Genomic DNA, 24,097 nt, shown 5'->3' with positions numbered 1-24,097 from the left:
TGTGATCACCACGGTTACCGTTCGGTTTCGTGCGGCGCTGTCGCACGGGGCGTCCTGCTGGTCCGCGCTGGTGGTGGTCAACGCGGTGAGGGGTTGCCGCTGGCGGCGCCGAGTTCGCGGGCGGCCACGAGGGCGCGCCACAGGGCGAGGACGGAACCGCCACTTCGGGGGCGCCGAAGACGGTGGCGGTGTGGCCGTGGATCTCGACGCGCGCCTTGCGGTCGGTCAGGCAGCCTCCAGAGCCGGTGAGTTGGCGGGCACCGGTGGGGGTGAGCCGTCGCCCTCGGCGAACAGGCCCTCGTTGAAGGCGACTTCCACCTAGCTGCCGCGCAGGGCGGGGCGCAGGCCCGGGGCTCGCAGCGCTCGGGCCAGGGCGTCGGCGGCCTCGGTCTTGCGGGCCTGCTCGCGTGCTCGCTGCCGTGCCAGTTCCGCTTCGCGATCGGCTGCGATCCGCTGGGCGACCCGTTCATCCTTGGCCTGTTTGGCTTGTTTGGCCTGTTGGGCTGGTGCGGCGCTGTGCCCTGCCGGCTGAGGGTCGTTGGCGTCGGTGAGCGCGAACGTTCCCGCCGTGACGGCGGCCACCACGCACACCGCGGCGGCCGGTGCCGTACGGGTACGGTGCCGGGCGCGTGCCGCCGGGCTCGATGCGGCGAGTTGGAATCCGGATGGACACAGGACGGTTGTACCGCCGAGGCTCCGGGCCCCCTCCCGGAGCGGCAGGCTGGGTCGACCCTGGCCCGCATTCGAGATCTCCAAGGAGCCGATATGCCCGACGAACCCGCCGTACGCGAACTCCGCCTGGTGGTCACGGCAGCCGACTACGACGCGGCGCTGCACTTCTACCGCGACGTCCTCGGTCTGACCGAGCGCGGCGCGTTCTCCTCCCCCGGCGGACGAGTCACCATCCTCGACGCCGGCCGGGCCACGCTGGAACTGACGGATCCGAACCACGCCGCCTTCATCGACGAAGTCGAGGTCGGGCAGCGGGTCGCCGGCCACATCCGGGTCGCCTTCCAGGTCGACGATTCCGCCACCACCACGTCGCAGCTGGCCGCCGCCGGAGCCCAGGTGCTCGCCGAGCCGACCCGCACCCCCTGGAACTCCCTGAACTCCCGGCTCGAGGCCCCGGCCGCCCTCCAGCTGACCCTCTTCACCGAACTCGACGATTAGGCGGTGGGACGGCTGCGGCTGGGCGGTTTCAGGCTCACGTCAGCGACCACACCATCGTCCGCTCCGCCCACAGCGAAGTCCGGCCCACTGAGCCGCGCCAGGTTGTAATCATGTAATACAAACCTTGGGTAAGCCGAAAGGGTCGACTCGTGGCCGAGACAGTCTCCGAGCCCGACCGCTCCCGCGGGGAGCAGGCGGCGCTCGACACGTACTCCCAGGTCGTCGTCTCGGTCGCCGCCGAGCTCACTCCGAAGGTGGCGGCCCTGAACGTCGCGCACCGGCGCTACAGAGGGCGGTTCGTGATGGGCACCGGCTCCGCGGTGGTGTTCACGGACGACGGTTTCCTGCTCACCAACGCCCATGTCGTCGGGCACTCCGACGCCGGTACGGCCTCCTTCGCGGACGGTACGACCACCCCCTTCCATGTCATCGGCGCCGACCCGCTGTCCGACCTCGCGGTGGTCCGCGCCGACGGGCCGACCCCGCCGCCGGCCCGGCTCGGCGAGGCCAACGCACTGCGCGTGGGCCAGCTGGTGGTCGCGGTCGGCAACCCACTCGGGCTGGCCGGCAGCGTCACAGCGGGCGTGGTCAGCGCCCTGGGACGGTCGCTGCCGGCGAGCACCGGCTCCACGACGCGCGTCATCGACGATGTCCTCCAGACCGATGCCGCCCTTTATCCCGGCAGTTCGGGCGGAGCCCTCGCCACGGCCGACGGCAAGGTGGTCGGCATCAACACCGCCATCGCAGAGATCGGCCTCGGCCTGGCGATCCCGGTGAACGACACCAGCCGGCGGATCGTCGCCGCCCTGCTCGCCGACGGCCGAGTCCGCCGCGCCTACCTCGGCATCGCCGGTACGCCCGCACCGATCCCGCCGCCGCTTCGGGCACGGCTTGGCCAACGCAACGGCCTGCGCATCGTCGAGGTCGTACCCGCTTCACCCGCCGCCCGCGCCGGGCTGCGCGCCGACGACCTGCTGCTCACCGCCCACGACGAGCCGGTCACCAGCGCACAGACCTTGCAGCGGCTGATGCTCGAGGACGCCATCGGACGGCCACTGGCGCTGACCGCGCTACGCGGCGACGCCCTCGTGGACGTCATCGCCACACCGGCGGAGCTGGCAGCGGACGACTGAGACACCTGATACGCCCAGAAAATCCGGGGCTCAGAGATCCGGGAGCAGAAAACCCGGCGAATCGCATCACAAGCGATGCAACCGTATGACTCTGTCGGATGTCACACATAATGAAATCGCTGCCCCTCACCAGGAGAAATCGGGGGCGTCATGCAACATCATCCACGCCGCGCGGCCATCGCCGCAGGCATCCTTCTCACCGCCGCAGTCGGCACCACGATTCCCGCCTCTGCCTCCGCCTCCGCACAGGCCGAGGCCTCCCGGCAGACTCCCGCAACCCCCCTCGTGGTCAACGCCCGCTGGGGCGGGCACTGTTCGTACGACCGGATCGTCATCGACGTCCGGGGCACCATGCCCCCTGTCACCGTGAAACCGGTCAGGGAGCTGCGCTACGACGGCACCGGAGCGAAGGTCCCGCTCGCCGGCAAGCACTTCCTGGAGATCAGGCTCTCCCCCGCCGCCGCGCACAACGAAGCGGGCCGGTCGGTCTACCAGGGTCCCAAGCTGCTGAAGATCCACCTGCCCAAACTCAAGGGCCTCGCCCTGACCGGCGACTTCGAGGGCACGGTCACGTTCGGAGCCGCCTTCCACACGAAGCCCACATACAAGACCTTCAAGCTGCACTCCCCGGAGCGCTTCGTCGTCGACATCAGCCACACCAACCGGTGCCGCTGACGCGCGCGATCGCTCACTGTGCAGTTGTCAAGGTGCGGTCATTCGTCGCTCAGTCCCGAGGCATTCAGTCCTGAGTCGGCTTCTTCTTGTGGACGAGGAGCAGCGCGGTGCCGCCGATCACGAGCAGGGCGATCGCGATTTCGACCATCACCGGGGTGACGCTGGAGCTGCCGGTCTCGGCGAGGTCGGTGCCGCCGGTGGAGGTGCCGCCGACTGTGGCCGGGCTCGGTTCGCTCAGCGTCTGTGTGGCCTCACCGCCCGCGCTGCTCTGCGTCTGGCAGTCGAGAACGCCCTTGAACCGCTTCTCGTAGCCGTTCGGCCCTCTGATCGTGAAGTCGTACGCCTGGTCCTCCTGGAGCGGAATCGTCACGGTCTGCGACGTGCCCGCCTCTACGGTGTGCTGGGCCCCCATCAGCTCGAACGTGAACGGCTCGTCCCCCGCGTTGGCCGCCGTGATGTCCACGGCTCCCTTGGCGCAGTTCTTCTCGGCCGACAGCGCGGGTATCGCGCCCTCCTCGGCCCAGTTCGCGGTCGCCGTCGCGGAGACCGTCGACTCGCTGGAGCCCGCGAGGATCTGCGTCTGGCTTCTGTTCTCGGAGGCGAAGGCCCGGCCGACCGGCACTGTGGTCGAGGCCTGCACCGTCAGCGCGGCCGAGCCGTCCGCGGCACCCTCAGGCACGTCGAAGAACAGCTGACTGCCGTCGACCGCGGAGGTGATGGCCCGGCCGTCCTTGTCGACGACCTTCACCCCGCTCGTCGCGTCGGCGGGCGGTGTCACCCGCGCACTGTCCGCGTTGGTGTGGACCGTGACGGGGCCGAGTACGTCACCGGCGCGCCCGGAGACCGCCGACGGCCCCAGGGTCAGCGAGGCCTCGGGCTCCGCGACGTCGCGCGCGCTCTTGTGCAGGTAGTCGGCGAGCTTTTCCGCCTTCGGGTTCACCGCGTCCACGTCGGCACCGTCCGAGTACCGCCAGATCGCCACCTGCGTCCCGACCGCCGCGTCCTCCTCGGTCAGACCACTCGCGCCGGCTCTTTTGGCCAGCGCCGAGAGGTCGTTCACCTGCGGGTAGGAGTTCTGCAGGATCCAACGGATCTTGCCCGCGTCCGGGTTGCCGCTGAGCGACGTACCACTCCAGGGCGTCTCCTGGTACTTGGCGGACATCTGCGTCGGGTGGTCCATGTCGACGCAGTAGGTCTGCAGAGTGCCGCCGTTGTCGACGGACATCTCGAACAGCCCCGCAGGCACCTGCCTGTCCTCGCCGTTGTCGTGTATGACGGCGAACCCGGACGTCTTGAGCCCACCGATGGTGGCGGTCGCGCCACCCCGGCTCTGCGGGATCTCGTCGTCGGCGGCAGCCGCCGTACCCGCCGTGGCCATCGCGCTCACCACGACGAACCCGGACACCAGCGTCGCCGCCGCGAGGCGGGCGACGCCTCGCCCGCGTACGGACAACGCAGAGAACGAAGAAAGCACAGAATTCCCCTTCGAGCAGGACCCGTTGACGTGGGGGGTTGCGGTCCCACCAGCAGAATCAGAAGCCCCGAGAGCTATGCCCGGCATCCTAGGTACGAGGCGGACCACGCTCCCCAGGCATCCCATCGGATAACCGATCCGACTCGGAATTGTTATCGCCAAGATCGCATCCGAGTTGGAGGTGTCGACAAATCTACGGTGGACCGTCCGGGACACATTCGCCGATAAGCCGCACTTCGACCGACGCACCTGACATCACGTCATCAGAGCTGGCTCCGCCTGCTGTTGCGCAGTCACGGTCGGCCGGCCTCCCGGCTCCGTTTCCCAGCTGGGCTCCGGCAGGGGTGGCGCGGCCGATGCCATCTCACCCCTGTTCGCCCGCCGGAACATCGCGGAGCCGCGCGACAGATCGTGGCCGACCGCGGACGCCTCGATGTCGGCATACGTCCATGTCTTGCCGTCGCGTTGATCGGTGCGGACCTTCAACCTGCCCTGGACGACAACCGGATCGCCCAGCGTCACAGAAGCCTGAACATTGCTCGCGAGCGACCGCTTGGCCCATACCGTGAAGAAATTGGTGTGGCCGTCCGTCCACGCGTTCTTCTCGCGGTCCCAGTACCTCTGCGTCACCGCCAGCCGGAACCTCGCCGACGCCCCTGCCGCGGTCTCCCGGTACACCGGCTGCGTAGCGACGTTCCCCACCGCACACACCGTCATCTCGTTCATGGCCGGATTCCTCCCATGTCCACATGCGTACGGACTCGTCCCGTACGGCTGCGTCTGTCGCGACGATCGCGCTGTGATCGCCGCGGTCCCAGACTGCCTCCGCCGGCCCGAGCCCGCTGAGCGCTGTGGGCTACCGCCCGGTTGTGGACAACTCGGTCACCCGATCGGGGTTCCGACACCCGTGACCCGCACGTACTGCTCCCGTACCTCCCGATATCGCAGCAGCTCCGCCGCCACCGGATCCAGCACCCGCGCCCGGCCGCATGCTGCGGCTGCCTCCCGCAATCGCCGTTCCGCCTCGTCCCCGTACCGTCGCGCCGGCCCGCGTACCGCCAGCTTGCAGGCCCACTCGATGGCCGGACCGCCGACGATGCCGATCGCCATCAGCAGCACGGGCACCCCGAGATTCGGTGACATGAAGCCGATGACCTGCCCCAACAGCCAGATTCCGCCGATGACTTGGAGGATGGTCATGGAGGCCTGCGCCAGCACGGCCAGCGGCCACCAGCCGGGCCGCGGCGGTCGCCCGGCCGGAGACCCGGCTCCTGCCGCCAGCTCGTCCAGCGCCTCGGGCAGCCCCTGCGATCCTCGTACGGCCGCCTCGCGCACCGCCTGCGCCCAGGGCGCCGGCAGTCCGCCGGACGCCTGCTCGGCCACCGTACGCACCGCCTGCTCCACGCGCTGGCGCGCCGTTGCCTCCTCCTCGGCGTGCGCCCGCACGGCCTGGCGCCCGGTCGGAGGTTCACGCACGTCCTGGTACCAGCGCCACAGCCGCAGCCAGGGCGTGCCGCAGGCGCGGTTGGCGTGGCGGCGCCAGGCGCGCTCGGCGGCCTCTCCGGCGGCCGTGGCGCCCACCGCGTCCGCGAGCCGGTCGGCGAACTCGTCGCGCGCCTCCTCGCTGAGCCCGGCCCACTGTCCGTTGGCGTAGACGGGCCACAGCCGCGCCGCCGCCGAGTCCAGGTCGGCGGAGATCCGGCGTGCCGCGGCGCCCCGCTCTGCCACGAAGTGCCCGAGCGCCTCTCGGAGTTCGCCGATGCCCTTGCCGGTGAGGGCGGACACCGCGAGCACGTTTGCGCCCGGTTCACCGTATTCGCCGAGCGCGATCCCGTCCTCGTCGAGCAGTCGTCTGAGGTCGTCGAGGACGAGGTCGGCGGCCTCTCCCGGCAGCCGGTCGATCTGATTGAGCACTACGAAGGTGACCTCCGCGTGGCCCGCCATGGGCCGCAGATAGCGCTCGTGCAGCACGGCGTCGGCGTACTTCTCCGGGTCGACGACCCAGATGATCGCGTCGACGAGCCCCAGGATGCGGTCCACCTGCTCGCGGTGCTGGACGGCCGCGGAGTCGTGGTCGGGCAGGTCGACGAGGACGAGCCCGCGCAGTTGCGCCTCGGCCTCCGGGCTCTGCAATGGGCGCCGCCGCAGCCGCCCCGGGATGCCGAGCCGGTCGATGAGCGTCGCGGCGCCGTCACTCCAGCTGCACGCGATGGGCGCGGCGGTGGTCGGCCTGCGTACTCCGGTCTCCGAAATGGCCACTCCGGCGAGCGCGTTGAAGAGCTGTGACTTGCCGCTGCCGGTGGCTCCGGCGATGGCGACGACGGTGTGCTGCCCGGAGAGACGGCGCCGTGCCGCAGCCGCGTCGAGGACCCGCCCCGCCTCGGCGAGCGTCCTGCTGTCGAGCCGGGTCCGGGACAGGCCCACCAGCTCTCGCAGTGCGTCGAGACGCGACCGTAGCGTCCTGTCGTACGCGAGAGGAGGCACAGGCGGCGACCAGGCCTCCCCGACCGGCTCCCGTACGACCTGTCCGTACCCCTGCGCCTCGTCTGTCGCGGACACGCGGCGTGCGATCAGCCCGTCGTCCCAGAAGTCTTCGGAGTCCTGGTCCGCGTCCGCGTCCGTGTCGGTGGAATCCGCGGACTCCATGGAATTCACGGCCTCCAAAGGGGCGGTGTCCTCGGCATCATCCACGCGCGCGTGCTCACCCTTCCCGTCTCCCTCGTTCCCGTGTCCCTTGTCGTCTCCGGAGTGGTCGAAGTGATCCCTGTGATCCGTGGCGGCGGTCACCTCGGTCACCTCTCCTTCTGCAGTACGGACAGCGCGGCGATGAGTTCGGCCTGGGGTTCCGGGCGTACGTCGAGGGCGTCGAGCGGGGCGAGCCTCCGCTCTCGTTCGGTGTGCAGCGTCTTTTCGAGGTAGTCCGTGAGCAGTCGCCCGGCCCGGTCGCGCAACCGCAGAGCGCCGTGCGCACCGATCCGCTCCGCGAGGCTCTCGCCCGCGGACCGCGCCCGGCGACCACCCAGGAGCGAGGTGGCGACCAGCGCGGCCACCACCTCGACGTCGGGCGCGATGCTCCTGTCGAGCTTGCGTACCTCGTCCTCGGCGTACTCCTCGATGACCCGCCGCCAGCGCCGTACGGCCAGCCCGATCCGGTGCTCGGCGTCTTCGGCATCCGGATCACGGTTCGTCAGGCCGGGGGCATTCGCGGCGGGTTCGCGGCGCCAGGCCTCGTCGATGCGTTCGTCGGCTGCGGCGACGGCGCACAGCAGCAGTGCGGCCAGACTCTCGACGAGCGCGTCGAGCAGTTCGCCGGCGGTGCAGTCCAGCGGGTAACTGCGCCACCGCTTCAACGCGTCCCCGGCGAGCACCGCTCCTGCCTGCAGACGACCCCGCACGCGCGCGTGCTCGCTGTTGTACGCCCCGTCGACGGCCGCGGTGAGCCGCAGCGCGGCGGCGTACTGCGCAGCCGCGGCACTGGCCAGTTCGGGCATCCGCGCCTTCAGCGAGTCGAGCACTCCGTACGCCGTACGCGCCATCACCTCTTCCCGGGCCCCGGCATCCTGCACCTGGTGGGTGAGCCAGGTGCGCAGCGGCGCCACGGCGGTGGCAGGAAGCAGCCCACCGCCCCACGCGGACTCGGGCAGCTCGGGCACGGTGAAGCGGGGCACGTCGCCGAGTCCTGCCTTGGTGAGCAGAGCGCCGTACTGCCGCGACACCTCGGAGACCACCTGGTGCGGGACGCGGTCGAGGACGGTGACAAGGGTGGCGTCATGCTCCTTGGCGGTACGCAGCAGATGCCAGGGCACGGCGTCGGCGTACCGCGCGGCCGTGGTGACCATGATCCAGACGTCAGCAGCGCAGATCAGCTCCGCGGCGAGGACGCGGTTGTCGGCCAGCAAGGAGTCGACGTCGGGCGCGTCGAGGAGTGCGAGCCCGCGCGGGAGGGTGTCGGCGGTTTCGATACGCAGCACGCGCGCGCGTGGACCGTCCGGCTGTAGCACGTCGCCCTTGGGGTCCGGTTGTGGCCTCCATACGCGTGTGAGGTCGGGTAGTACGCGCATCCCGCTGTACCAGTGGTGGTCCTCCGGGTGGCACACCAGCACCGGAGTGCGCGTCGTGGGCCGCAGCACTCCCGCCTCGCTGACGCGACGCCCCACAAGGGAGTTGACGAGTGTCGACTTTCCGGCGCCGGTGGAACCCCCCACCACGGCGAGCAATGGCGCTTCGGGTTCCCTCAACCGGGGCACCAAATAGTCGTCGAGCTGTGCGAGCAGTTCGTCGCGGTTGGCACGCGCGCGTGGGGCCCCCGCCAGGGGCAGCGGGAAGCGTGCGGCGGCGACACGGTCGCGCAGGGCGGAAAGTGCGTCGAGCAGCTGAGGCCGTACGTCCAAGGTCACCACATGTGAAGAATGCCCAATTTTGGATGCTTTCTGAAGCATATGACTACATCTGCGCGCCGATCGGACACAGGGGGCGGAAGGGACGACTGGGGCGCAGGCATAACGAGTGCACAACACCAGGGGCGCCAGACGCCAAAAGCGATGCACGATTCGCACCTGCCTGCGATTATCAGGACCGCTTCACCGAACCTCCACATTGAGCCACGGAGGCGAAGCACCGGGGACCAGGGCAAGGGAGCCCTATCCTTGTCCCCGGCAAGGTCACGGATCCGCCCACACCCGGGCATCAGTGCCACAGGCCACCACACCTGGCCCCCGTAGCTCAGTGGATAGAGCAGGCGCCTTCTAAGCGCTTGGCCGCAGGTTCGAGTCCTGCCGGGGGCGCCCACTCCTACCAGCAAAAACGCCCCAGAGGGGTCAGACCCCTCCAGGGCGTTTCGCGTCTCTGACGGCAGCGCTGACGGCAACGGCCACGTCATTCGACAGTCAGCAGGCCCCCCAGCTTGTCGAGAGCGGCCCGCTTCTCCGTCATGTCGGCGTGCGCGTAGATGTTCATGGTCACGTCCAGCGCGCTGTGCCCGACGATGTCGCAGACGATGCGCGGCGGGATGCCGAGGCCGAGCAGCAGGGTCACACAGGTGTGCCGGAGGTCGTGAAAGCGGATCTCCAGGCCCAGCCGTTCGCGGATCGGGTAGAAGCGCCGGTTCAGGTTCCGGGGCTCGATCGGAGTCCCCCCGCCTGGTGGTGAAGACGAGGCCCGTTTCCTGCCAGTCATCCCCGGCGGCCTTCCACTCCTGGATTCGTAAGTCGATGGCGTCCCAAGGTCAAACAAGGGCTGTCGCCTTCGACTTACAAGATCACAGGGTGTCGCCGTCAGGCGGCCGGATTACTCCGTCTCGCCTCGTTGCCGCATCTGCGCGGGCCCGGTCGAGGCTCGACCTCGGGCGACAGCCGGTCTCTGATGCACTCCGCGCCCCGGACGCCACGGAGGCGGAGTTCTTCTTCCGCCTCGCGGTGGGTCACTGCACCAAATGCGCCGTGGTCCGGCTGATGGAGGAGGTACTGCGGGAGAAGATGTTCCACGCCGACCACCCGTACCACTCCTCGGGGTTCCTCGGTGATGCGCGAACACTTCGCCCGTACGGCACAGCACTTCCTGACCCGGGAACTCACAGGCGACGACCCGCTCATCGTCGAACTCGGCTGCGACGACGGGGTGATGCTGCGCACCGTACGGGAGGCCGTGATACGGCACCTGGGCGTGGAGCCCTCGGCGGGCGTCGGCGAGGTCGCGCGGGCCAAGGGGATCCGGGTCCGCACCGCCTTCTTCGAGGAGTCGACGGCACGGGAGATCACCGCCGAGGACGGCCGTGCGGACGTGGTCTACGCAGCCAACACCCTGTGCCACATCCCCTATCTGGAGTCGATCTTCCGGGGCCTGGACGCCCTTCTCACCGACGGCGGCGTCTTCGTCTTCGAAGACCCGTACCTGGGCGACATCATCGAGCGCACCTCCTTCGACCACATCTACGACGAGCACTTCTACTTCTTCACCGCCCACTCGGTCTCCGCCCTGGCGGAACGGCACGGCTTCCAGCTGGTCGACGCCGAACGCCTGGCCGTGCACGGCGGCCAGGTCCGCTACACACTGGCCCGCAAGGGCGCCAGAACCGCCTCGGCGGCGGTCGCCGCGCTCCTCGCCGAAGAGGTCCGCCGCGGCCTCACCGACCCGATCACACTCTCGGCCTTCGCCGAACGCGTCACCGCCATCCGCGGACAGCTGACCGCGCTGCTGCACAAGCTGCGCGAGGAAGGCCGCCGCGTCGCCGCCTACGGCGCCACCGCCAAGAGCGCCACCGTCGCCAACCACTGCGGCATCGGCCCCGACCTGATCTCCTTCGTCACCGACACCACTCCGGCCAAGCAGGGCAGGCTCACCCCCGGTTCGCACATCCCCGTGGTCGGCCCGGAACGCTTCGCGGACCCGCACCCGGACTACGCGCTGCTCTTCGCCTGGAACCACGCCGAGGAGATCATGTCCAGGGAGCAGGAGTTCCGGGCAGCGGGCGGCAAGTGGATCCTGTACGTCCCCGATGTACATCTGGCCTGACGCCGACCGCCCCAAGCTCCAAGCAAACAGGCCAGGTCACGGGCTATGTGACCTGGCCTGTTCCAGAGTCCTCTGTGTGGCGCCGTCGGCGCCTTGTCGATGGGTGAGCGAGCCGTCGCGGCGGCCGCTCTCAACACCGGGGTGTTCACGCAGCCACCGGATGAGCCGTTCGGCGTCTCTGCCTTCCCAGAGCGTCAGCGGGAGTCTGGTCTCGGCATCGACCAGGAGGGTGCCGTAGGTGTCGCCGTACAGCCGATGAGCGCGAGGCGTTGGGGCGCTCACGGTCCGTGCCGCCGGCCACAGCCAGATCCGGCAACAGCGCACCACCAAGACACCGCCGGTTCATTTCTTCCTTGTCAGGTCTGTTACCGAAAGCATGGTCGCCACTTTCTGGTGAGCCGACACACGGGGCGTGGGCAGTTCGCTGTACGTCATGTAGCCGCCGTAGCAGTCGCTCTGGGATGTCGCAGCCATGTTGAAGACGGTGCCGAGGATGCGGCTTCCGACGCGTTCCAACGCCTCGGTGGCGGTGCGAACCTGGTCGCGACTGGTCTTGGAGGCACGGACGACCAGTAGCGAGCCCTGGGTCAGTGGGGCGAGTCCGACCGTGTCGGCGACCGGCAGCAACGGGGCGGTGTCGACGATCACCGCTTCATAGGTGGTTGCGAGTTCGCCCAGGACCTCGCCCATGCGGGCGGAGGCGAGCAGTTCGGTGGGGTTGGGGGGCGCGGCGCCGCTGGCGAGCACGGAGAGGCAACTGCCGACCTGCTGCATCACTTCTTCGACGCGGCTCTGCCCGATGAGCACGGTGGTCAGTCCGGCGTCCTCGACGAGGCCCAAGGCCTTGGCTACAGCCGGGCGACGCAGGTCGCAGTCCACCAGGCAGGTGGACATGCCCGCCTCGGCGAGGGAGAGAGCCAGGTTCACCGCGGTGGTGGTCTTGCCTTCGCCGGGCACCGAACTGGTCACCATGATGATTCGGGGGCGGTCGTCGACCTGCGCAAACTGCAGATTCGCGCGCAGTTTACGGAACGCCTCGGCGCGCCAGGAGTGCCCGTCGGCGGTGACGAGCGGCTGTTTGGGTGCGTTCCTGTCGTACGGGATGGATCCGAGGCCTGGCAGCCCGGTGGACTCGCTCAGCGCCTGGCTGGTTTTGATGCTGGTGTCAAGGTTCTCGCGCAGGACGACGAGTCCGGCACCCAGCAGTAGTCCGCCGAGCACTCCGGCAGTCAGGTTGAGCAGCGGGCGTGGCGAGACGGGATCGGCAGGCGGGACCGCCTGCTGGGTGATCCCCAGCGAGACCGGGGAGACAGACACATCCGGTTGGTACGGCAGGCGTGCCGCGCGTTGCGGATTCATCTGCGCAGGCCTCTCCAGTTGCTCGACGACGGCCGTGAAATGCGCGGCGACGGCGTTGGCGATCCTGGCGGCTCGACTGGGGACGGTGTCCCGGACGGTGATGTTGATGAGCACTGTGTCGAGCGGGGCCTCGGCGGTGATCCGGGATGCCAGCTCCTCCGGTGTGGTGCGCAGCTTCAGCCCGCGCACCACGGACTTGGTCACCTGACGGGTCGGGACGATGGCGGCGTAAGACTGCACGCGGGCCTGCGAGAACGTCTGCCCCTGGCTCAGTTGAGTGGTGTCCTCACCAGTGCGGGTGGCGACGAAGAGCTGAGTCCTGGCCTCGTAGACGGGGGTGGTCAGGTTAGTGGCGGCGAGCGCCGCCCCGACCGCGAGAACCAGGCAGACCAACACGGTCGGCCAGCGTCTGGCAAGAACCTTCATAAATCCGTGGAGATCCAACCTGCACCCCTCACAAAACCGAGAAAAAATGCCCCGATGGTGACGTTTTATTCCCTATATGCACTGCTGAAGATAGGTGCTCGAGCACGTCAGTCCGGGTAGCCACCCCATGTCGGCCCGACAAACAGCTCTGGAGGCAGACCCATGTCTGTCGGCGGCCCCTGTCCGCCCGTCACAAGCGGTGCGCACGCCGCGGGAAAGCGAGTGCTACACCATCTGGTGGTTTCTGGGCAACGCCGCACCGTTCGGCAGTCATGCGCGCTGATCGCCCGTGTATCCAGTCTTGGTCAAAGGCCGACGCCGCGCCGCCCGGCCCGTACACGACCAGGGAGAGTGAAGAAGATGGATCGCTTGCCCGCTTCGAACTGCTCGCGGCCTCCCTTCCTCGGTGGCCCGATCCGGACCGTGCGCGGTACCGCACACGCGGCGGAATGGCCCGCCGGCGACGTGCTGGCGCCACTGATGGGCGCCGTTGCCTCCCTCACGGCGAGTACATCAGGCGGCGAGCCTCAAGGTCTTATTGGTCTCTCGGCGTTGCAGAGGCTCGCTCCGGAACCGGAGCGAGCCCCCTGCATCACAGCAAGGGGGCAGGCCGAGCCCCGTCGGCTGTCGCGTGCCATCCGGGCTGCCGGCGGCCGACCGGACCGGTGTGCGGCTCTGGCGGCAGTTCGACCGCGTCACGCCGTCCATGACCGGTGCGGCCGTCGTGCCCCGGATCCTGCCGCTGATGCGGGTGCATGCGGTGTTTGAACGCGTACGAGTCGCTGTGGCAGCTGTGCTCTCGGGGGTGCTGCTCACCTCCTGCGCGGCGGAGGACGCGATGGACCACCCCGCGTCCGCGGGGAGGAGGGCAGCGGAGAGCGAGTCCGTCCCCGCGGACGACGTCGAGCAGTTGCGGGTCGAGGTGCTCGAGGATCTTCCGCATGATCCGCAGGCGTTCACCCAGGGACTGGAGATGGCCGGCAGCACGCTGTACGAGGGCACCGGCCTGGCCGGTCGGTCCTCGGTGCGGGCGGGCCCGCCCGGCGGGCGCCCGACTGTCCACACGGCGCTGCCCGCGCCGTTGTTCGGCGAGGGGATCACCGTGCTCGGCCGGAATCTCTGGCAGCTCACCTGGCGGAACCGGATCGCCATCGAACGCGACGCGCGGACGCTGTCGGAGGTGCGCCGTGTCCCGTACCCCGACGAGGGCTGGGGGGTGTGCCACCAGCGGCCCGGGAACCGGCTGGCGACAAGCGACGGATCGTCCCAGCTGACGTTCCGGGACCCGAGGACGCTTGCGAAAACGGGCGACATCACCGTCACTCAGGACGGCCTCCCGGTGACAGGGCTGAACGAACTGGAGTGTGTCGACGAGGCCGTGTACGCCAACATCCTGCCCACCAACCGGATCGTGCGCATCGACTCCACCACCGGTGCGGTGACGGCGAGCATCGACGCCTCGGGCCTGCTGCGCGAGGACGAACGCGTGCACGGATCCGTACTGAACGGTATCGCGGCCGTCCCCGGTACCGACCAGTTCCTGATCACCGGCAAGTTGTGGCCCAAGACGTTCCGCGTCGTGTTCGTCCCGGCAAAGCCCAGGGCGCGCTGATTCGCTGACGGGCCAACAGCTCGAACACATGACAACCACCCGGCCTGAGGGGCCGTCACACCATGGGCGATCAGCCCTCACACGGACCGTACGGCCGCACCGTGGCGCGCAGCGGACGGACCAGCGGCTGACGCAGCACGGTCGGGGCGAGGTCGCTGCGCGGCTCCCGCAGCCGCAGCACCAGGGTGCGGGTGGAACCCGCAGGGTGCTCCAGATCCAGGGTATAGACCGGATGTCCCCGCTCGGTGGCGGGATGGAGCTGCGCAGGCCGACCGTCCAGGGTGGCTTTGATCAGCTGAGCCTGCTCGCTGGCAAAGTACGACACCAGCAGCCGGTTGTCGCCGGGCCGGGTCGGGTAGGGCGGCCTGTCCACTCGCTGGGTGACGTACGTGGGCAGTCCTGAGGCCGGTGCCCGGTTGGACAGGCGTACGGTCACAGTGACTTCACGGCCTTCCGCCGTGCACCGGCCCGGTTCCCACACCAGGTTGCGATCCAGGTAGTAGTCCAGTTTGGTGCCCGCCGCGTTGGTCACCACCAGCCCGACGAGCGGTGCGGGCGCGTCCGGCAGAGCACCCCCGAAAGGACGCTTCCGCACCTCACGCTGCTCGTCGGGGTGAGCGCTCCACACCTTGATCCGCCCATCCTTCATCTGCTCTCGCAGGGCCGTGAACAGTGCCAGGCGGCGCGCCGGATCGTCCATGGCTCCCATCAGCCGATCGGCGACGGCACGCGCGACATCGAGGAAGAACGCCTTGCGCTCCGGGATGCTCTCGTATGCCGCATAACTGGTGCGCTGAGTGAGAGCGACCACGTTGGCGGCGGAAACGACGGTCCCGTCGGCCAGCGAGGCGGATCCGGACTTCGCGAGCAGACCGGACAACGCACCGGGATCGAGGGAGAGAGCGCCGTCCAGTCGCTGGTCGGCGTGTGCGCGCCAGGCGGCGGCCCAGATACGGGCGGCGTACGGGAAATGCGGGCTCAGATTCGAGTTGACCCACGTGCTGGTCGGAGCGTTGGGGCCGTAGAGCCTGGCGTACTCGTCCGGCAGATCGACCGCGGCACGGATGTCGGACAGTTCGGTGTCGTTGCCGAAGTCCTCGAAGCGCAGCCGGCCCCCCTCCGAGGTGAGCACCGCGAACGCCCCGGGAAGCCCGCCGGTGCCCCGGGCCTCGGCGGCGTTCTCGAACACCACCAGATAACGCCTCGGCCCGTCTGCTCCGAGCATGGGCGGAACCACCCTGGCCGCCATGGCGGCGTCGTCCGTGACGGTGCTGATCGAGCCGAGCTGCTCCGCGAGTCGGGCCCGGGCGGTGTCAGCGGCCGGCAGCCACGTACCGCTGGGCAGCTCGTCGACTTCTGTACGCACTTCCGAGGCGTTACGCGCGGCCCGTGTCAGAAGGGGAGCCGCGCGGCCCAGCGCGGCGAGGTCGAGGTGTCCGCTGTCGCCTCCCGTGGTGGCTCCCAGGTGGGCGGCGGTGCGTGTCAGTGGAGGGAGCACCTCGTGGGTCAGCCGGTCGGATGCTTCGGCGATACCGCGTGCGGTGCGCAGCGGTCCTCCGAGGAGAGGCACATGGGCCGCGGGGTACCAGGCCGGCCCGGTGGTGAGGCGGTGTGCCCGGGCCGCGTGTCCCGCGGCGCGCTGCACGGCGGCCTCGACAGTCCTCAGGTGCGGGGCGGAACCCCAGGTCGGGGCGGCGGCACCCTGCCCCCGCAGAGTCTCCAGACTCCGTTGGGCGGCGAGCAGTTCGCTGCGCGCGAGCACAGCGGTAACGGCGATCCAGCCGACGCCTGCCAACAGCAGGCCCACGACGGTGCACACGGGCAGGAGGACGCGGCGATGGCGAAGCAGACGGCTGACAGTCCGGAGGTCCGGGCTCTTCAAGCGGGGCATTTTCACACGCTGCCCCTAGTAGGCACCGTTACCGCGCAGCACTGCGGGCAAGGTCCGCAAGAGGATCGCCAAGTCCAGTCGGATGGACCACGCGTCAACGTATTCCAGGTCAAGGCGCAGGGCGTCCTCCCAGCCCAGGTCGGACCGGCCGCTGACCTGCCACAGCCCGGTCAGCCCCGGCCGGACCTGAAGGCGACGTCGGGCCTCCCCCCTGAACGCCGAGTCCTCCACTGGCAGCGGCCTGGGACCGACCAGGGACATCTGCCCCTTCAGTACGTTGATCAGCTGCGGCAGCTCATCCAAGGAGTAGCGGCGCAGCCAGCGCCCGACCGCGGTCACACGCGGATCCTCACGAATCTTGAACAGGTGCCCGTCGGCCTCGTTGCGAGCCGCCATGGCCTCGCGCATCCTCTCGGCCCCGACCCGCATCGTGCGCAGCTTGAGCACGCGGAATTCCTCGCCCCGCCAGCCCGTTCGTCGCTGCCGGAAGAGCAGGGGGCCCGGAGTGTCGGCCTTCACGGCGACGGCGGCCGCCAGAAGAACCGGCGCCAGCACCAGGAGCAGAACACTGGCCCCCACCAGGTCAATGACACGTTTGGCCGCGCGACCTCCCCGCGCCGACTGCCGCCGCTGGCTCGGCCGATGGTGTGCCGTCTCTCCGGTAGATACGAACATTCCATACCTCTTTTGCCACAGAACGGGTGAAACGCAATCTGACCAGGTGACATATGACGGAGAAAGGCGGTAATCGACGCATAACTGAGTAATAGATGGAAACACGACACCAACCTGAGCTTCGGCAATGACACTGCTACTTGCCACCCGTCCCCCTGGGGCGGGGCGGCCGAGAGGACGCGCATGCGTGCGGTAGTGACGGGCGGGGCCGGCTTCATCGGTTCCCACCTGTGCGAGCGGCTGCTCCGTGAGGACCACGAGGTGGTCTGCGTGGACAACTTCCTGACATCCAGCCCCGACAACGTCGAACACCTCACGGAAGACCGGCGCTTCCAGCTGAACGACTGGGACATCACCCAGGGACTGGAGGTGCCGGGCCAGGTGGACGCCGTGTTCCACCTGGCCTCCCCCGCCTCGCCCGCCGACTACCTGCGGCTGCCCCTGGCGACGCTTCGTGTGGGGTCGGCCGGCACTTGGCACGCCCTGGACCTGGCCGCCGCGAAGGGCGCCCGCTTCCTGCTGACCTCGACATCCGAGTCGTATGGAGACCCGCTGGTCCACCCCCAGCCGGAGAGCTACTGGGGCAACGTCAACCCGGTCGGCCCCCGCTCGGTGTACGACGAGGCGAAGCGCTTCGGGGAGGCTCTGACGATGGCCTACCGCAGATGCCGAGGCGTGGATGCCAAGATCGTGCGCATCTTCAACACGTTCGGCCCGCGGATGCGCGCGGACGACGGGCGGGCCATCCCCACCTTCATCAGCCAGGCACTGCGTGGCGTGCCCATCACGGTCACTGGCGACGGCAGCCAGACCAGATCGCTGTGCTACGTGGACGACGTGGTCGACGGACTGCTGCGCATGCTCGCGAGTGACCACGGCGGCCCAGTCAACCTCGGCAACCCCCATGAGGTCTCCATGCTCGAGCTGGCCCAGTGGATCGGCAAACTGGCCAGGACAGCCCCCGACATCGCACTGATCCCGCGCCCCCAGGACGACCCGGAGCGGCGGCGCCCGGACATCACCAAGGCCCGCGAACTGCTGGACTGGGAACCCACCACCCCGGTGGAACGAGGGCTGTGCGACACGATCACCTACTTCCGGCGCCGGCATGTCTCAGGAGACTTCACCGAACCGTGCAACCGCCCTCTCTCCTCGTCGCCCATCCCGCAAGCCCGCTCATGACGGTTCCGACCCCCATCCAGCGGACCCCTGCGACGCCCGCCGCGCCCGTGGTCGAGTGTCTGGGCGTGCCCATCACGGCGCACACCCGGGAGAGTGCGGCCCGCCATGTGCTGCACCTGTCTCGGCGGATCCGCGAGTCGCGCCATGCGCAGCCCGACCCTTCAGAGACCGTCACCGCCAGGCAGGGCAGCGACGTCCACCTCTCCAATGCCTACACGCTCGCCCTGGCGGACCGGGACACCGAGCTTCGCGGCGTCCTTCGTTCGGCCTCTCTGAACCTCCCCGACGGTCAGTCAGTCGTCTGGGCCAACCAACTGCTCCACCGCGGCACACCACTGCCAAGCACTCGCGTGTACGGGCCCGACCTGCTTCTGGACGTCTTTGCCCTTGGCCAGAACACCGACGTACGCCACTTCCTCCTCGGCTCCACACCTCATGTGCTGGAGGGGCTCCACCGGGAACTGCGCCGCCGATTCCCCAAGGCTCGGATCGTCGGCACGTGCTCCCCTCCGTTCGGCCCGCTTAGCGCCGATGAACTGCGCCGCCAGGCCGAAGAAATCCGTGCCGCCGACGCGGACATCGTCTGGGTGGGCCTCGGCACCCCGAAACAGGACCGCTGGGCCGCCGACCTGTGTACCCAACTACCCGTGGTGGCCGTGGCCGTGGGCGCGGCGTTCGACTTCGTCGCCGGTGCCAAACGTCAGGCTCCGTCCTGGATGCAGAGCAATGGGCTGGAATGGATGTTCCGCCTCGGCTGCGAGCCACGTCGTCTGTGGCGGCGGTATCTGTTCGGCAACGCCCGTTTTCTGCGTGGGGTGGTACGGCAGGCGACTCGGGTCAGAGCTGCCGACACGATGAATGGATCCGGCGCGGGGTGATAAACCCACGGCTACCGCACGTTTGGGGCTGGCCGATTCGTCGCCGGATTTCTGCGGTGCTGAATTCATTCGCCGTCGACGGCTGGCGAAGCTCCACGCGGACAAGGGCTACGACTACGATCACCTGGGCCGATGGCTTCGCCAACGCCGTTTCCGTCACCGCATTGCCCGCAAGGGCATCGAGTCCTCCACACGGTTGGGACGCTACCGCTGGGTGCTCGAGAGGACGGTCTCCCGGCTGTGGATGCTGACGCCTGCACCGCCGCTGTGAACGCAAGACCGAGCACTTCCTCGCGTTCGCCGGCGTAGCCGCCGCCCTCATCTGTCACCGCCGACTCACCAACTGAAACGACGTCCAGGTCCGTACACCCTTCGACCCCGCCGAGGGTGCCGCCCCTTTATCCGCGGGACTCAGCCGCTGTGGCTCCTATCCGAAAGGCCTGCGCGCATGCATTCCGTCCTGAAACCGTCTGGACAAGGTCTCCGCTCCGGCAGCCCGCGCATGACAGGGCTCCTTACGCGCCTCTCGCAGCGGCTCCACCGCTGCTATGCCGTGCGCAGCAATGTCCGTGTGGGCCCTGATGTGCACATCGGTCTCGGCTCGGTGCTCTGGGCGCCCCGGCAGCTGACCGTCGACGGCAACGTACACATCGGCAAGGGCTGCACCATCCAGGTGGACGGCTCCATCGGCACCGGCGTGCTGATCGCCAACCGCGTCGGGATCGTCGGCCGCACCGACCACGCCCTGCGACAGGTGGGCTCACTCATCTGTGACGCCGATTGGGTGGGCCACCATCCGGAGAGGCTCAGCAAACCGGTGCGGATCGAAGACGACGTCTGGATCGGCTTCGGTGCCGTGGTGCTGAGCGGCATCACGGTCGGGCGAGGCGCGGTGGTCGCAGCCGGTGCGGTGGTCACCGGTGATGTGCAGCCGTATGAGATCGTCGCCGGGAACCCGGCCCGGCCTGTGGGACGACGCTTCACCGACGGGGAAATCGCTGCGCACGAGAGGCTGATCTCCCGTCAGCGTGACCGCGCCAGCATCCGTTCCACACCGTCGGCAAAGCGGCTGCTCATCTCCTCGACAGAGTAACTTTCAGCCGCCGCCCGACAGCCGTCCTGAAGCCGCCGCAGCCGCTCACGGTCCCTCAGCAGTCCGACCACTGCATCGGCATACCTCTCGTCGTCCTCGGCCGGTACGACCAGGGCGTTGCGGCCGTGTTCCAGATAGCCGAACTCCACGCCGTGAAAGGGCCAGTGTGTCGTCACGATCGGCGTGCCCAGTGCGAAGGAATCCACCGCGCACAGCCCCACCGCACCCGGCATCAGCATCACCTCGCAGGCGGCTCCGAGCAGCGCCTTCTGTTCGGTGGAGGCCCTTCCCACCCATACGGCGGGGCGTGACTCCTCCACGAGGCCGCGCTGCACCCCGTCACCGGCCACCAACAGCCGAAAGCCAGGCACCCGTGCGGCGATCCGGTCCACGGCGCGGAGCAGAAAGGGGATGCGCTTGGGGGCGTCGAGACCACCGATGAACAGTGCGGTACGGCCCGGGATGAGGCCGTACCGCTCGTTCAGCACGGCGAGCTGAGCGGGCGCGATGAGATCAGCGGCGGCCATCACCGCCCGGGTGTCGGTCGAGTTGCGAACTACAGTGATGCGGTCACTCGGGAAGCCCCAGCTTTCGAGGTCCCGGCGGCCCTGCTCTGTATAGGCGAAGAACCAGTCCGCCAGCCGCGTCATCGCGGTCTTCACGGCTGCCGCCAACGGCAGTGGGCGGTAGCTGTACGCCTTGCCCTGCCCCCACAGTGCCACCGGTGGTCCCTTATCCAGACGGGACCGCAGCAGCGGCGCATACGACTCCGTGCAATGCAGCATGTGCTGCAGCACCAGGACGTCGGACGTGTGAGCCAGCTCGCCGAGCCGCCGCCAGAGCAGTTGCTTGGGGCCCAACCGTAGGACCTGCTGGGGCAGTTGGACCGCGTCGGCGAGAGCACAGGCGTCCGAGCGATGTGCGATCTGCCCGATGGGGGATCCGAGGGCCAGGATCAGCTCGATGCCGCGCGATGCCATGTCCGCGTGAAGGCACTCGTAGAACGGCACCCGGTAGCTGTGCAGATACGGCTGCACGACGGTGACGCGCGGCCGTCGGTTCATGGCCGCTTCGCCTCCTCACTGCGGAACAGCACCAGATCGCACTGGAGCATCTGTCCGCTGCGCGGGTCGGTGAAGCCGGGGATCGTGGCCATCAGGGTAAATCCCAGCTCCTGCTGAGTGAGCGTGAGTGCCTCGCTGATGAGCAGGCCGTCCTCGTAGAGCGGGACGAACGAGGTCTCGACCTGCAGACCGACGCAGCCCTTGGCGTACGGACCCGCGCCGCGCAGCACATGCGCCTCATAGCCCTGCACATCCAGCTTGAGGAAGACCCGCTCCCCCGGCTTGGTGACCTCGAACCAGAGTTCGTCGAGCCGCCGCAGCGGCACGCTCTCCGTTCCGTTGTAGCGGGCGTGCGGCGCCGCGTCAGCATGACGGTCTAGCATCGGCAGCAGTGAGCTGCTGGCGCCTGCGTTCGCGGCGACGTTGACCGTGGCCGTGCCGGACTCGTCACCGAGCGCGTAAGGCAGCACGATCCACCGGGGGTCCGACTTGGCCCGCCGGCGCAGTGCCTCGGCCGGGCCGGCCAGCGGTTCGAAGGAGACGATGCGCCCCCGGTAGCCGCTCTGCCGCAGCATGCCCCCGTACTCGCCGGAGTTCGCTCCGACGTCGAGCACCGCGTCGACGCGGTGGGCCTCCATGAGCTGCACGAGCTGAGGGCCGGACCAAGTGGCCGGGTAACGGGCGATATCGATGCCGAGTCGGCGTCCGGCATTACGCATCCGGTGCAGGATGGTCACAGCGGAGCTCCTATGCAAACGGTCACAGAAAGAGGGGTGGAAAACGGTCCGACACCATGGCAGCCGTGGTTCTCTGCACGAAGAGAACAGCCACTCCACCACGTACTTCCGCAGTCATCACGAGACCCGCGACAGTCTGACACACCATGGCGACATATCCGACATTTCGCCCTATATGAACTAACTTCCCCTCGTGAACCAGTCGGTGTACGCGCGCGCGATATCGTCCAGCGAGAAGTGCGTACGGATCCGGACCCTCCCCGCTGCGCCGAGAGCCATCCGCTGCTCGTCGTCGCGGGCCAGTGCGATCATCGCCTCCGCGATCCGGACAGGGCTGTCGATGTTGACGAGTAGGCCCGCGTCTGCGACCACCCAGGGCACAGCTCCGCTGCGCCGACCGGCCACGATCGGCAGCCCCATGCCCATGGCCTCGGCGCAGATCATGGAAAAGGACTCGAGACGGGACGGATGGACGAGCACATGCACCTCGGTGGCGAGGCGGTCCAGCATCGCGGCGTGCGGCAGTTGTCCGGCGAACTCGATCCCTGCGGTGAGTTCCCGGTCCGCCGCCCAAGCCCGCGCAGGGCCGCCGGGACCGTGGTCCGAGCCCAGAAGCAGCAGCCGGGCGCGCGGGATCCGTATGCGCACCAGGGTGAAGGCCCGTAGCAGCGCCTTGGTGTTCTTCATCGGTCCCCAGCCCTGGAGAGCTGCGGCGAACACGGGGGTGTCACCGGGCGGCGACGCAGAGGAGAGGGGCAGGGCGTCGGTCCGTACTCCATTGGGGATTACCTCGATCGGTCGGCGCACCCCCAGACACCGCCTCAGGTGCTCTGCCGTGTACGGACTGTTGGCGCTGAGTGCAGTGGCACGGTGCGCGGCGGGCAAGGCCTGAGTGTGGCGCACCCAGCGGTAGGTGCTGCGCATCTCCCAGGCGTAGCGCAGAGGGGTGTCCCTCGCAGTGACGAAGGCGGGACGGCCGCTGGCGATGGCGGCGAGCGCGTATTCGTACGTCCAGTGGGCGCTGACCACATCGGTGGGATGCTCGCGCAGTGCGGCTGCCAACTGCCGTCGCTCGTATCTGAACAGATCGCGTGCCCGGTGGGAGGGGCGCATCGGTGTGACAACGAGTTGCAGGCGCCCCGAGCCGAACATCGCGCGAGATGTCACTTCGTCGCTCATCGCGAAGACGGTGACCCGGTGGCCCTGGTCGAGCCAAGTGCGGGCCAGCCAGCCGGTGGAGGGCCCCCGTGGGACTGCGGGAACCTCGCAGTCCATGGCGGGGCGCAGAGGACTGAGGTCCACCGGGCCGGTGAGGCCGATGTGCATAGGAATTCCTCCAAGGCTTCTTCGCAGCAGAGGCACCGGTGCGCAGCCACACGTCCCCGAGCGGACCGAACGAAGAAGTTCGATCATGTGGAACTACTCGGGGCTCGCCATCACATACAGCGACTGGACATCGTCGTTGCGCTCGGGGAATTCTGGGTATGCAGCGAGCAGATCAGCCTCACAAACTCGGCGTACAATCCGGAACCCGGCCTGCCCCAGGGCCCATGTGAGGAGTTCGAGATCGAACAGATTTCGATGCTGACCCCTCTGATGAAAGAAGTCGTTGATGAGGTGCTGGACGGGTGCCCCATTCAGCGTGAAATTAGGAAACCGCTCACAGCGATCCTTCCAAAGCTCCGCCCCCTTGTCCTGCACATATGCGGCACAGACCTTTTCCAGGTCCGGGCACGACAGCCACACCTGACCGTCGGGCCTCAGGATGCGGCGCATCTCACGGAAAAGCGGAATGAGTTGCTCGTGCAGTTCGAGGTGTTCGATGACGTGCTGCGAGACGATTACCTCGGCGCAGTTGTCGGGCATCGGAAGCCGACGTGCCAGCAGATCGATATCGAAATCCGAGCGGGAGATGTCGCAGTTGAGCCACCCTTCAACCCGCCGCATACCGCATCCAAGGTGCACACGGTGAGTCGCCTCCACCGACAGCTTCGGCCCGGGGCGCAACCGGGCCACAGCACGGGTGGTTTCGTATTTGAGCTGAAAAATCGTCCTCGGATCCAGCCTCAGGCTGGATTTCACCGATTTCACTACCGAATTACCCATTCCATGATTTTCGCTTTCATCGGGGCCGGATGAGTCGCACAGCAAGAGGCTCTGGCACCATGCTAATGTCGCTATGCATAATTCCTTTGTCTGCCACGCAACGCCCTGCCAA

Annotated in this window: 20 protein-coding genes, 1 tRNA gene and 3 pseudogenes; 11 read left to right on the top strand and 13 right to left on the bottom strand. The window is 68.5% G+C overall.

Annotated features, from left to right (window positions below; genetic code table 11):
* Positions 1-318: 318 nt before the first annotated feature.
* Entirely contained in the window at positions 319-756 is a 438-nt protein-coding gene (locus ACFYO0_RS06245; RefSeq protein WP_388671460.1) for a hypothetical protein, read from the bottom strand.
* Between the two features lie 9 nt (positions 757-765).
* Here ACFYO0_RS06245 and ACFYO0_RS06240 point away from each other — a divergent pair, with 9 nt between their 5' ends.
* From ACFYO0_RS06240 to ACFYO0_RS06230, 3 genes are all read left to right on the top strand, one after another.
* Entirely contained in the window at positions 766-1,170 is a 405-nt protein-coding gene (locus ACFYO0_RS06240; protein ID WP_344396708.1) for a VOC family protein, read from the top strand.
* Positions 1,171-1,319: 149 nt separating this feature from the next.
* A complete protein-coding gene (locus ACFYO0_RS06235; protein ID WP_388671456.1) occupies positions 1,320-2,303 on the top strand; it encodes a S1C family serine protease in 984 nt (327 codons plus the stop codon).
* A gap of 150 nt (positions 2,304-2,453) precedes the next feature.
* Positions 2,454-2,978, top strand: coding sequence for a hypothetical protein (locus ACFYO0_RS06230; protein ID WP_388671453.1), 525 nt, complete (start codon positions 2,454-2,456; stop codon positions 2,976-2,978).
* Positions 2,979-3,042: 64 nt separating this feature from the next.
* On the opposite strand, the gene ACFYO0_RS06225 is transcribed toward ACFYO0_RS06230, so the two are convergent.
* The 4 genes from ACFYO0_RS06225 to ACFYO0_RS06210 all read right to left on the bottom strand — a co-directional run bounded on the left by ACFYO0_RS06225 (position 3,043) and on the right by ACFYO0_RS06210 (position 8,852).
* A complete protein-coding gene (locus ACFYO0_RS06225; protein WP_388671450.1) occupies positions 3,043-4,452 on the bottom strand; it encodes a Cys-Gln thioester bond-forming surface protein in 1,410 nt (469 codons plus the stop codon).
* A gap of 255 nt (positions 4,453-4,707) precedes the next feature.
* Positions 4,708-5,178, bottom strand: coding sequence for a single-stranded DNA-binding protein (locus ACFYO0_RS06220; protein ID WP_388671447.1), 471 nt, complete (start codon positions 5,176-5,178; stop codon positions 4,708-4,710).
* 156 nt (positions 5,179-5,334) lie between these two features.
* A complete protein-coding gene (locus tag ACFYO0_RS06215) occupies positions 5,335-7,248 on the bottom strand; it encodes a YfjP family GTPase (RefSeq protein WP_388671444.1) in 1,914 nt (637 codons plus the stop codon).
* Positions 7,245-8,852, bottom strand: a complete 1,608-nt coding sequence (locus ACFYO0_RS06210) for a dynamin family protein (RefSeq protein WP_388671441.1) — start codon at positions 8,850-8,852, stop codon at positions 7,245-7,247. Before ACFYO0_RS06210 ends, ACFYO0_RS06215 begins: the two co-directional genes overlap by 4 nt.
* Before the next feature lie 311 nt (positions 8,853-9,163).
* Between ACFYO0_RS06210 and ACFYO0_RS06205 the strand changes: the two genes are divergently transcribed.
* A tRNA-Arg gene (locus tag ACFYO0_RS06205) sits at positions 9,164-9,236 on the top strand.
* A 91-nt stretch (positions 9,237-9,327) separates the two neighbouring features.
* On the opposite strand, the gene ACFYO0_RS06200 is transcribed toward ACFYO0_RS06205, so the two are convergent.
* Positions 9,328-9,627 (bottom strand): tyrosine-type recombinase/integrase, encoded by a 300-nt coding sequence (locus ACFYO0_RS06200; protein WP_388671438.1) that lies wholly within the window; start codon positions 9,625-9,627, stop codon positions 9,328-9,330.
* Positions 9,628-9,662: 35 nt separating this feature from the next.
* On the opposite strand from ACFYO0_RS06200, the pseudogene ACFYO0_RS06195 reads away from it, so the two are divergent.
* Positions 9,663-9,872, top strand: a pseudogene (locus ACFYO0_RS06195) (hypothetical protein); the annotation flags it as partial.
* Between the two features lie 100 nt (positions 9,873-9,972).
* Complete coding sequence (locus ACFYO0_RS06190) at positions 9,973-10,962, top strand: methyltransferase domain-containing protein (protein ID WP_388671435.1); 990 nt, start codon at positions 9,973-9,975, stop codon at positions 10,960-10,962.
* A 342-nt stretch (positions 10,963-11,304) separates the two neighbouring features.
* Here ACFYO0_RS06190 and ACFYO0_RS06185 read toward each other — a convergent pair whose 3' ends face one another.
* Complete coding sequence (locus ACFYO0_RS06185; RefSeq protein ID WP_388671432.1) at positions 11,305-12,765, bottom strand: polysaccharide biosynthesis tyrosine autokinase; 1,461 nt, start codon at positions 12,763-12,765, stop codon at positions 11,305-11,307.
* A gap of 613 nt (positions 12,766-13,378) precedes the next feature.
* Here ACFYO0_RS06185 and ACFYO0_RS06180 point away from each other — a divergent pair.
* Entirely contained in the window at positions 13,379-14,359 is a 981-nt protein-coding gene (locus ACFYO0_RS06180) for a glutaminyl-peptide cyclotransferase (protein ID WP_388671429.1), read from the top strand.
* 70 nt (positions 14,360-14,429) lie between these two features.
* On the opposite strand, the gene ACFYO0_RS06175 is transcribed toward ACFYO0_RS06180, so the two are convergent.
* Positions 14,430-16,250, bottom strand: coding sequence for a DUF4012 domain-containing protein (locus ACFYO0_RS06175; protein ID WP_388671426.1), 1,821 nt, complete (start codon positions 16,248-16,250; stop codon positions 14,430-14,432).
* 15 nt (positions 16,251-16,265) lie between these two features.
* Positions 16,266-16,862: pseudogene (locus ACFYO0_RS06170) on the bottom strand (sugar transferase); the annotation flags it as partial.
* 246 nt (positions 16,863-17,108) lie between these two features.
* Between ACFYO0_RS06170 and ACFYO0_RS06165 the strand changes: the two are divergent.
* The 4 genes and pseudogenes from ACFYO0_RS06165 to ACFYO0_RS06150 all read left to right on the top strand — a co-directional run bounded on the left by ACFYO0_RS06165 (position 17,109) and on the right by ACFYO0_RS06150 (position 20,078).
* Entirely contained in the window at positions 17,109-18,107 is a 999-nt protein-coding gene (locus tag ACFYO0_RS06165; protein ID WP_388671423.1) for a UDP-glucuronic acid decarboxylase family protein, read from the top strand.
* Complete coding sequence (locus tag ACFYO0_RS06160; RefSeq protein WP_388671420.1) at positions 18,104-18,985, top strand: WecB/TagA/CpsF family glycosyltransferase; 882 nt, start codon at positions 18,104-18,106, stop codon at positions 18,983-18,985. Before ACFYO0_RS06165 ends, ACFYO0_RS06160 begins: the two co-directional genes overlap by 4 nt.
* A gap of 70 nt (positions 18,986-19,055) precedes the next feature.
* Positions 19,056-19,332, top strand: a pseudogene (locus ACFYO0_RS06155) (IS5/IS1182 family transposase); the annotation flags it as partial.
* A 155-nt stretch (positions 19,333-19,487) separates the two neighbouring features.
* Positions 19,488-20,078 carry a DapH/DapD/GlmU-related protein gene (locus ACFYO0_RS06150; protein ID WP_388671417.1) on the top strand — a complete coding sequence of 197 codons (591 nt, stop codon included), beginning with the start codon at positions 19,488-19,490 and terminating at the stop codon, positions 20,076-20,078.
* On the opposite strand, the gene ACFYO0_RS06145 is transcribed toward ACFYO0_RS06150, so the two are convergent.
* The 4 genes from ACFYO0_RS06145 to ACFYO0_RS06130 all read right to left on the bottom strand — a co-directional run bounded on the left by ACFYO0_RS06145 (position 20,009) and on the right by ACFYO0_RS06130 (position 23,985).
* Positions 20,009-21,142, bottom strand: coding sequence for a glycosyltransferase family 4 protein (locus ACFYO0_RS06145; protein ID WP_388671414.1), 1,134 nt, complete (start codon positions 21,140-21,142; stop codon positions 20,009-20,011). The two genes, ACFYO0_RS06150 and ACFYO0_RS06145, sit on opposite strands and share 70 nt — an antisense overlap.
* A complete protein-coding gene (locus ACFYO0_RS06140; RefSeq protein WP_388671411.1) occupies positions 21,139-21,879 on the bottom strand; it encodes an FkbM family methyltransferase in 741 nt (246 codons plus the stop codon). The genes ACFYO0_RS06145 and ACFYO0_RS06140 overlap by 4 nt, the downstream gene beginning before the upstream one ends.
* A gap of 180 nt (positions 21,880-22,059) precedes the next feature.
* Complete coding sequence (locus tag ACFYO0_RS06135) at positions 22,060-23,205, bottom strand: glycosyltransferase family 4 protein (RefSeq protein WP_388671408.1); 1,146 nt, start codon at positions 23,203-23,205, stop codon at positions 22,060-22,062.
* Between the two features lie 93 nt (positions 23,206-23,298).
* Positions 23,299-23,985 carry a class I SAM-dependent methyltransferase gene (locus ACFYO0_RS06130; RefSeq protein ID WP_388671405.1) on the bottom strand — a complete coding sequence of 229 codons (687 nt, stop codon included), beginning with the start codon at positions 23,983-23,985 and terminating at the stop codon, positions 23,299-23,301.
* Positions 23,986-24,097: the final 112 nt, after the last annotated feature.

This window comes from Streptomyces sp. NPDC006365, assembly GCF_042870755.1.
GTDB classification, from domain to species: domain Bacteria; phylum Actinomycetota; class Actinomycetes; order Streptomycetales; family Streptomycetaceae; genus Streptomyces; species Streptomyces xiangluensis.
The sequence above is the reverse complement of the archived record's forward strand: the minus strand, read 5'-3'. Positions and strand labels throughout refer to the sequence as shown.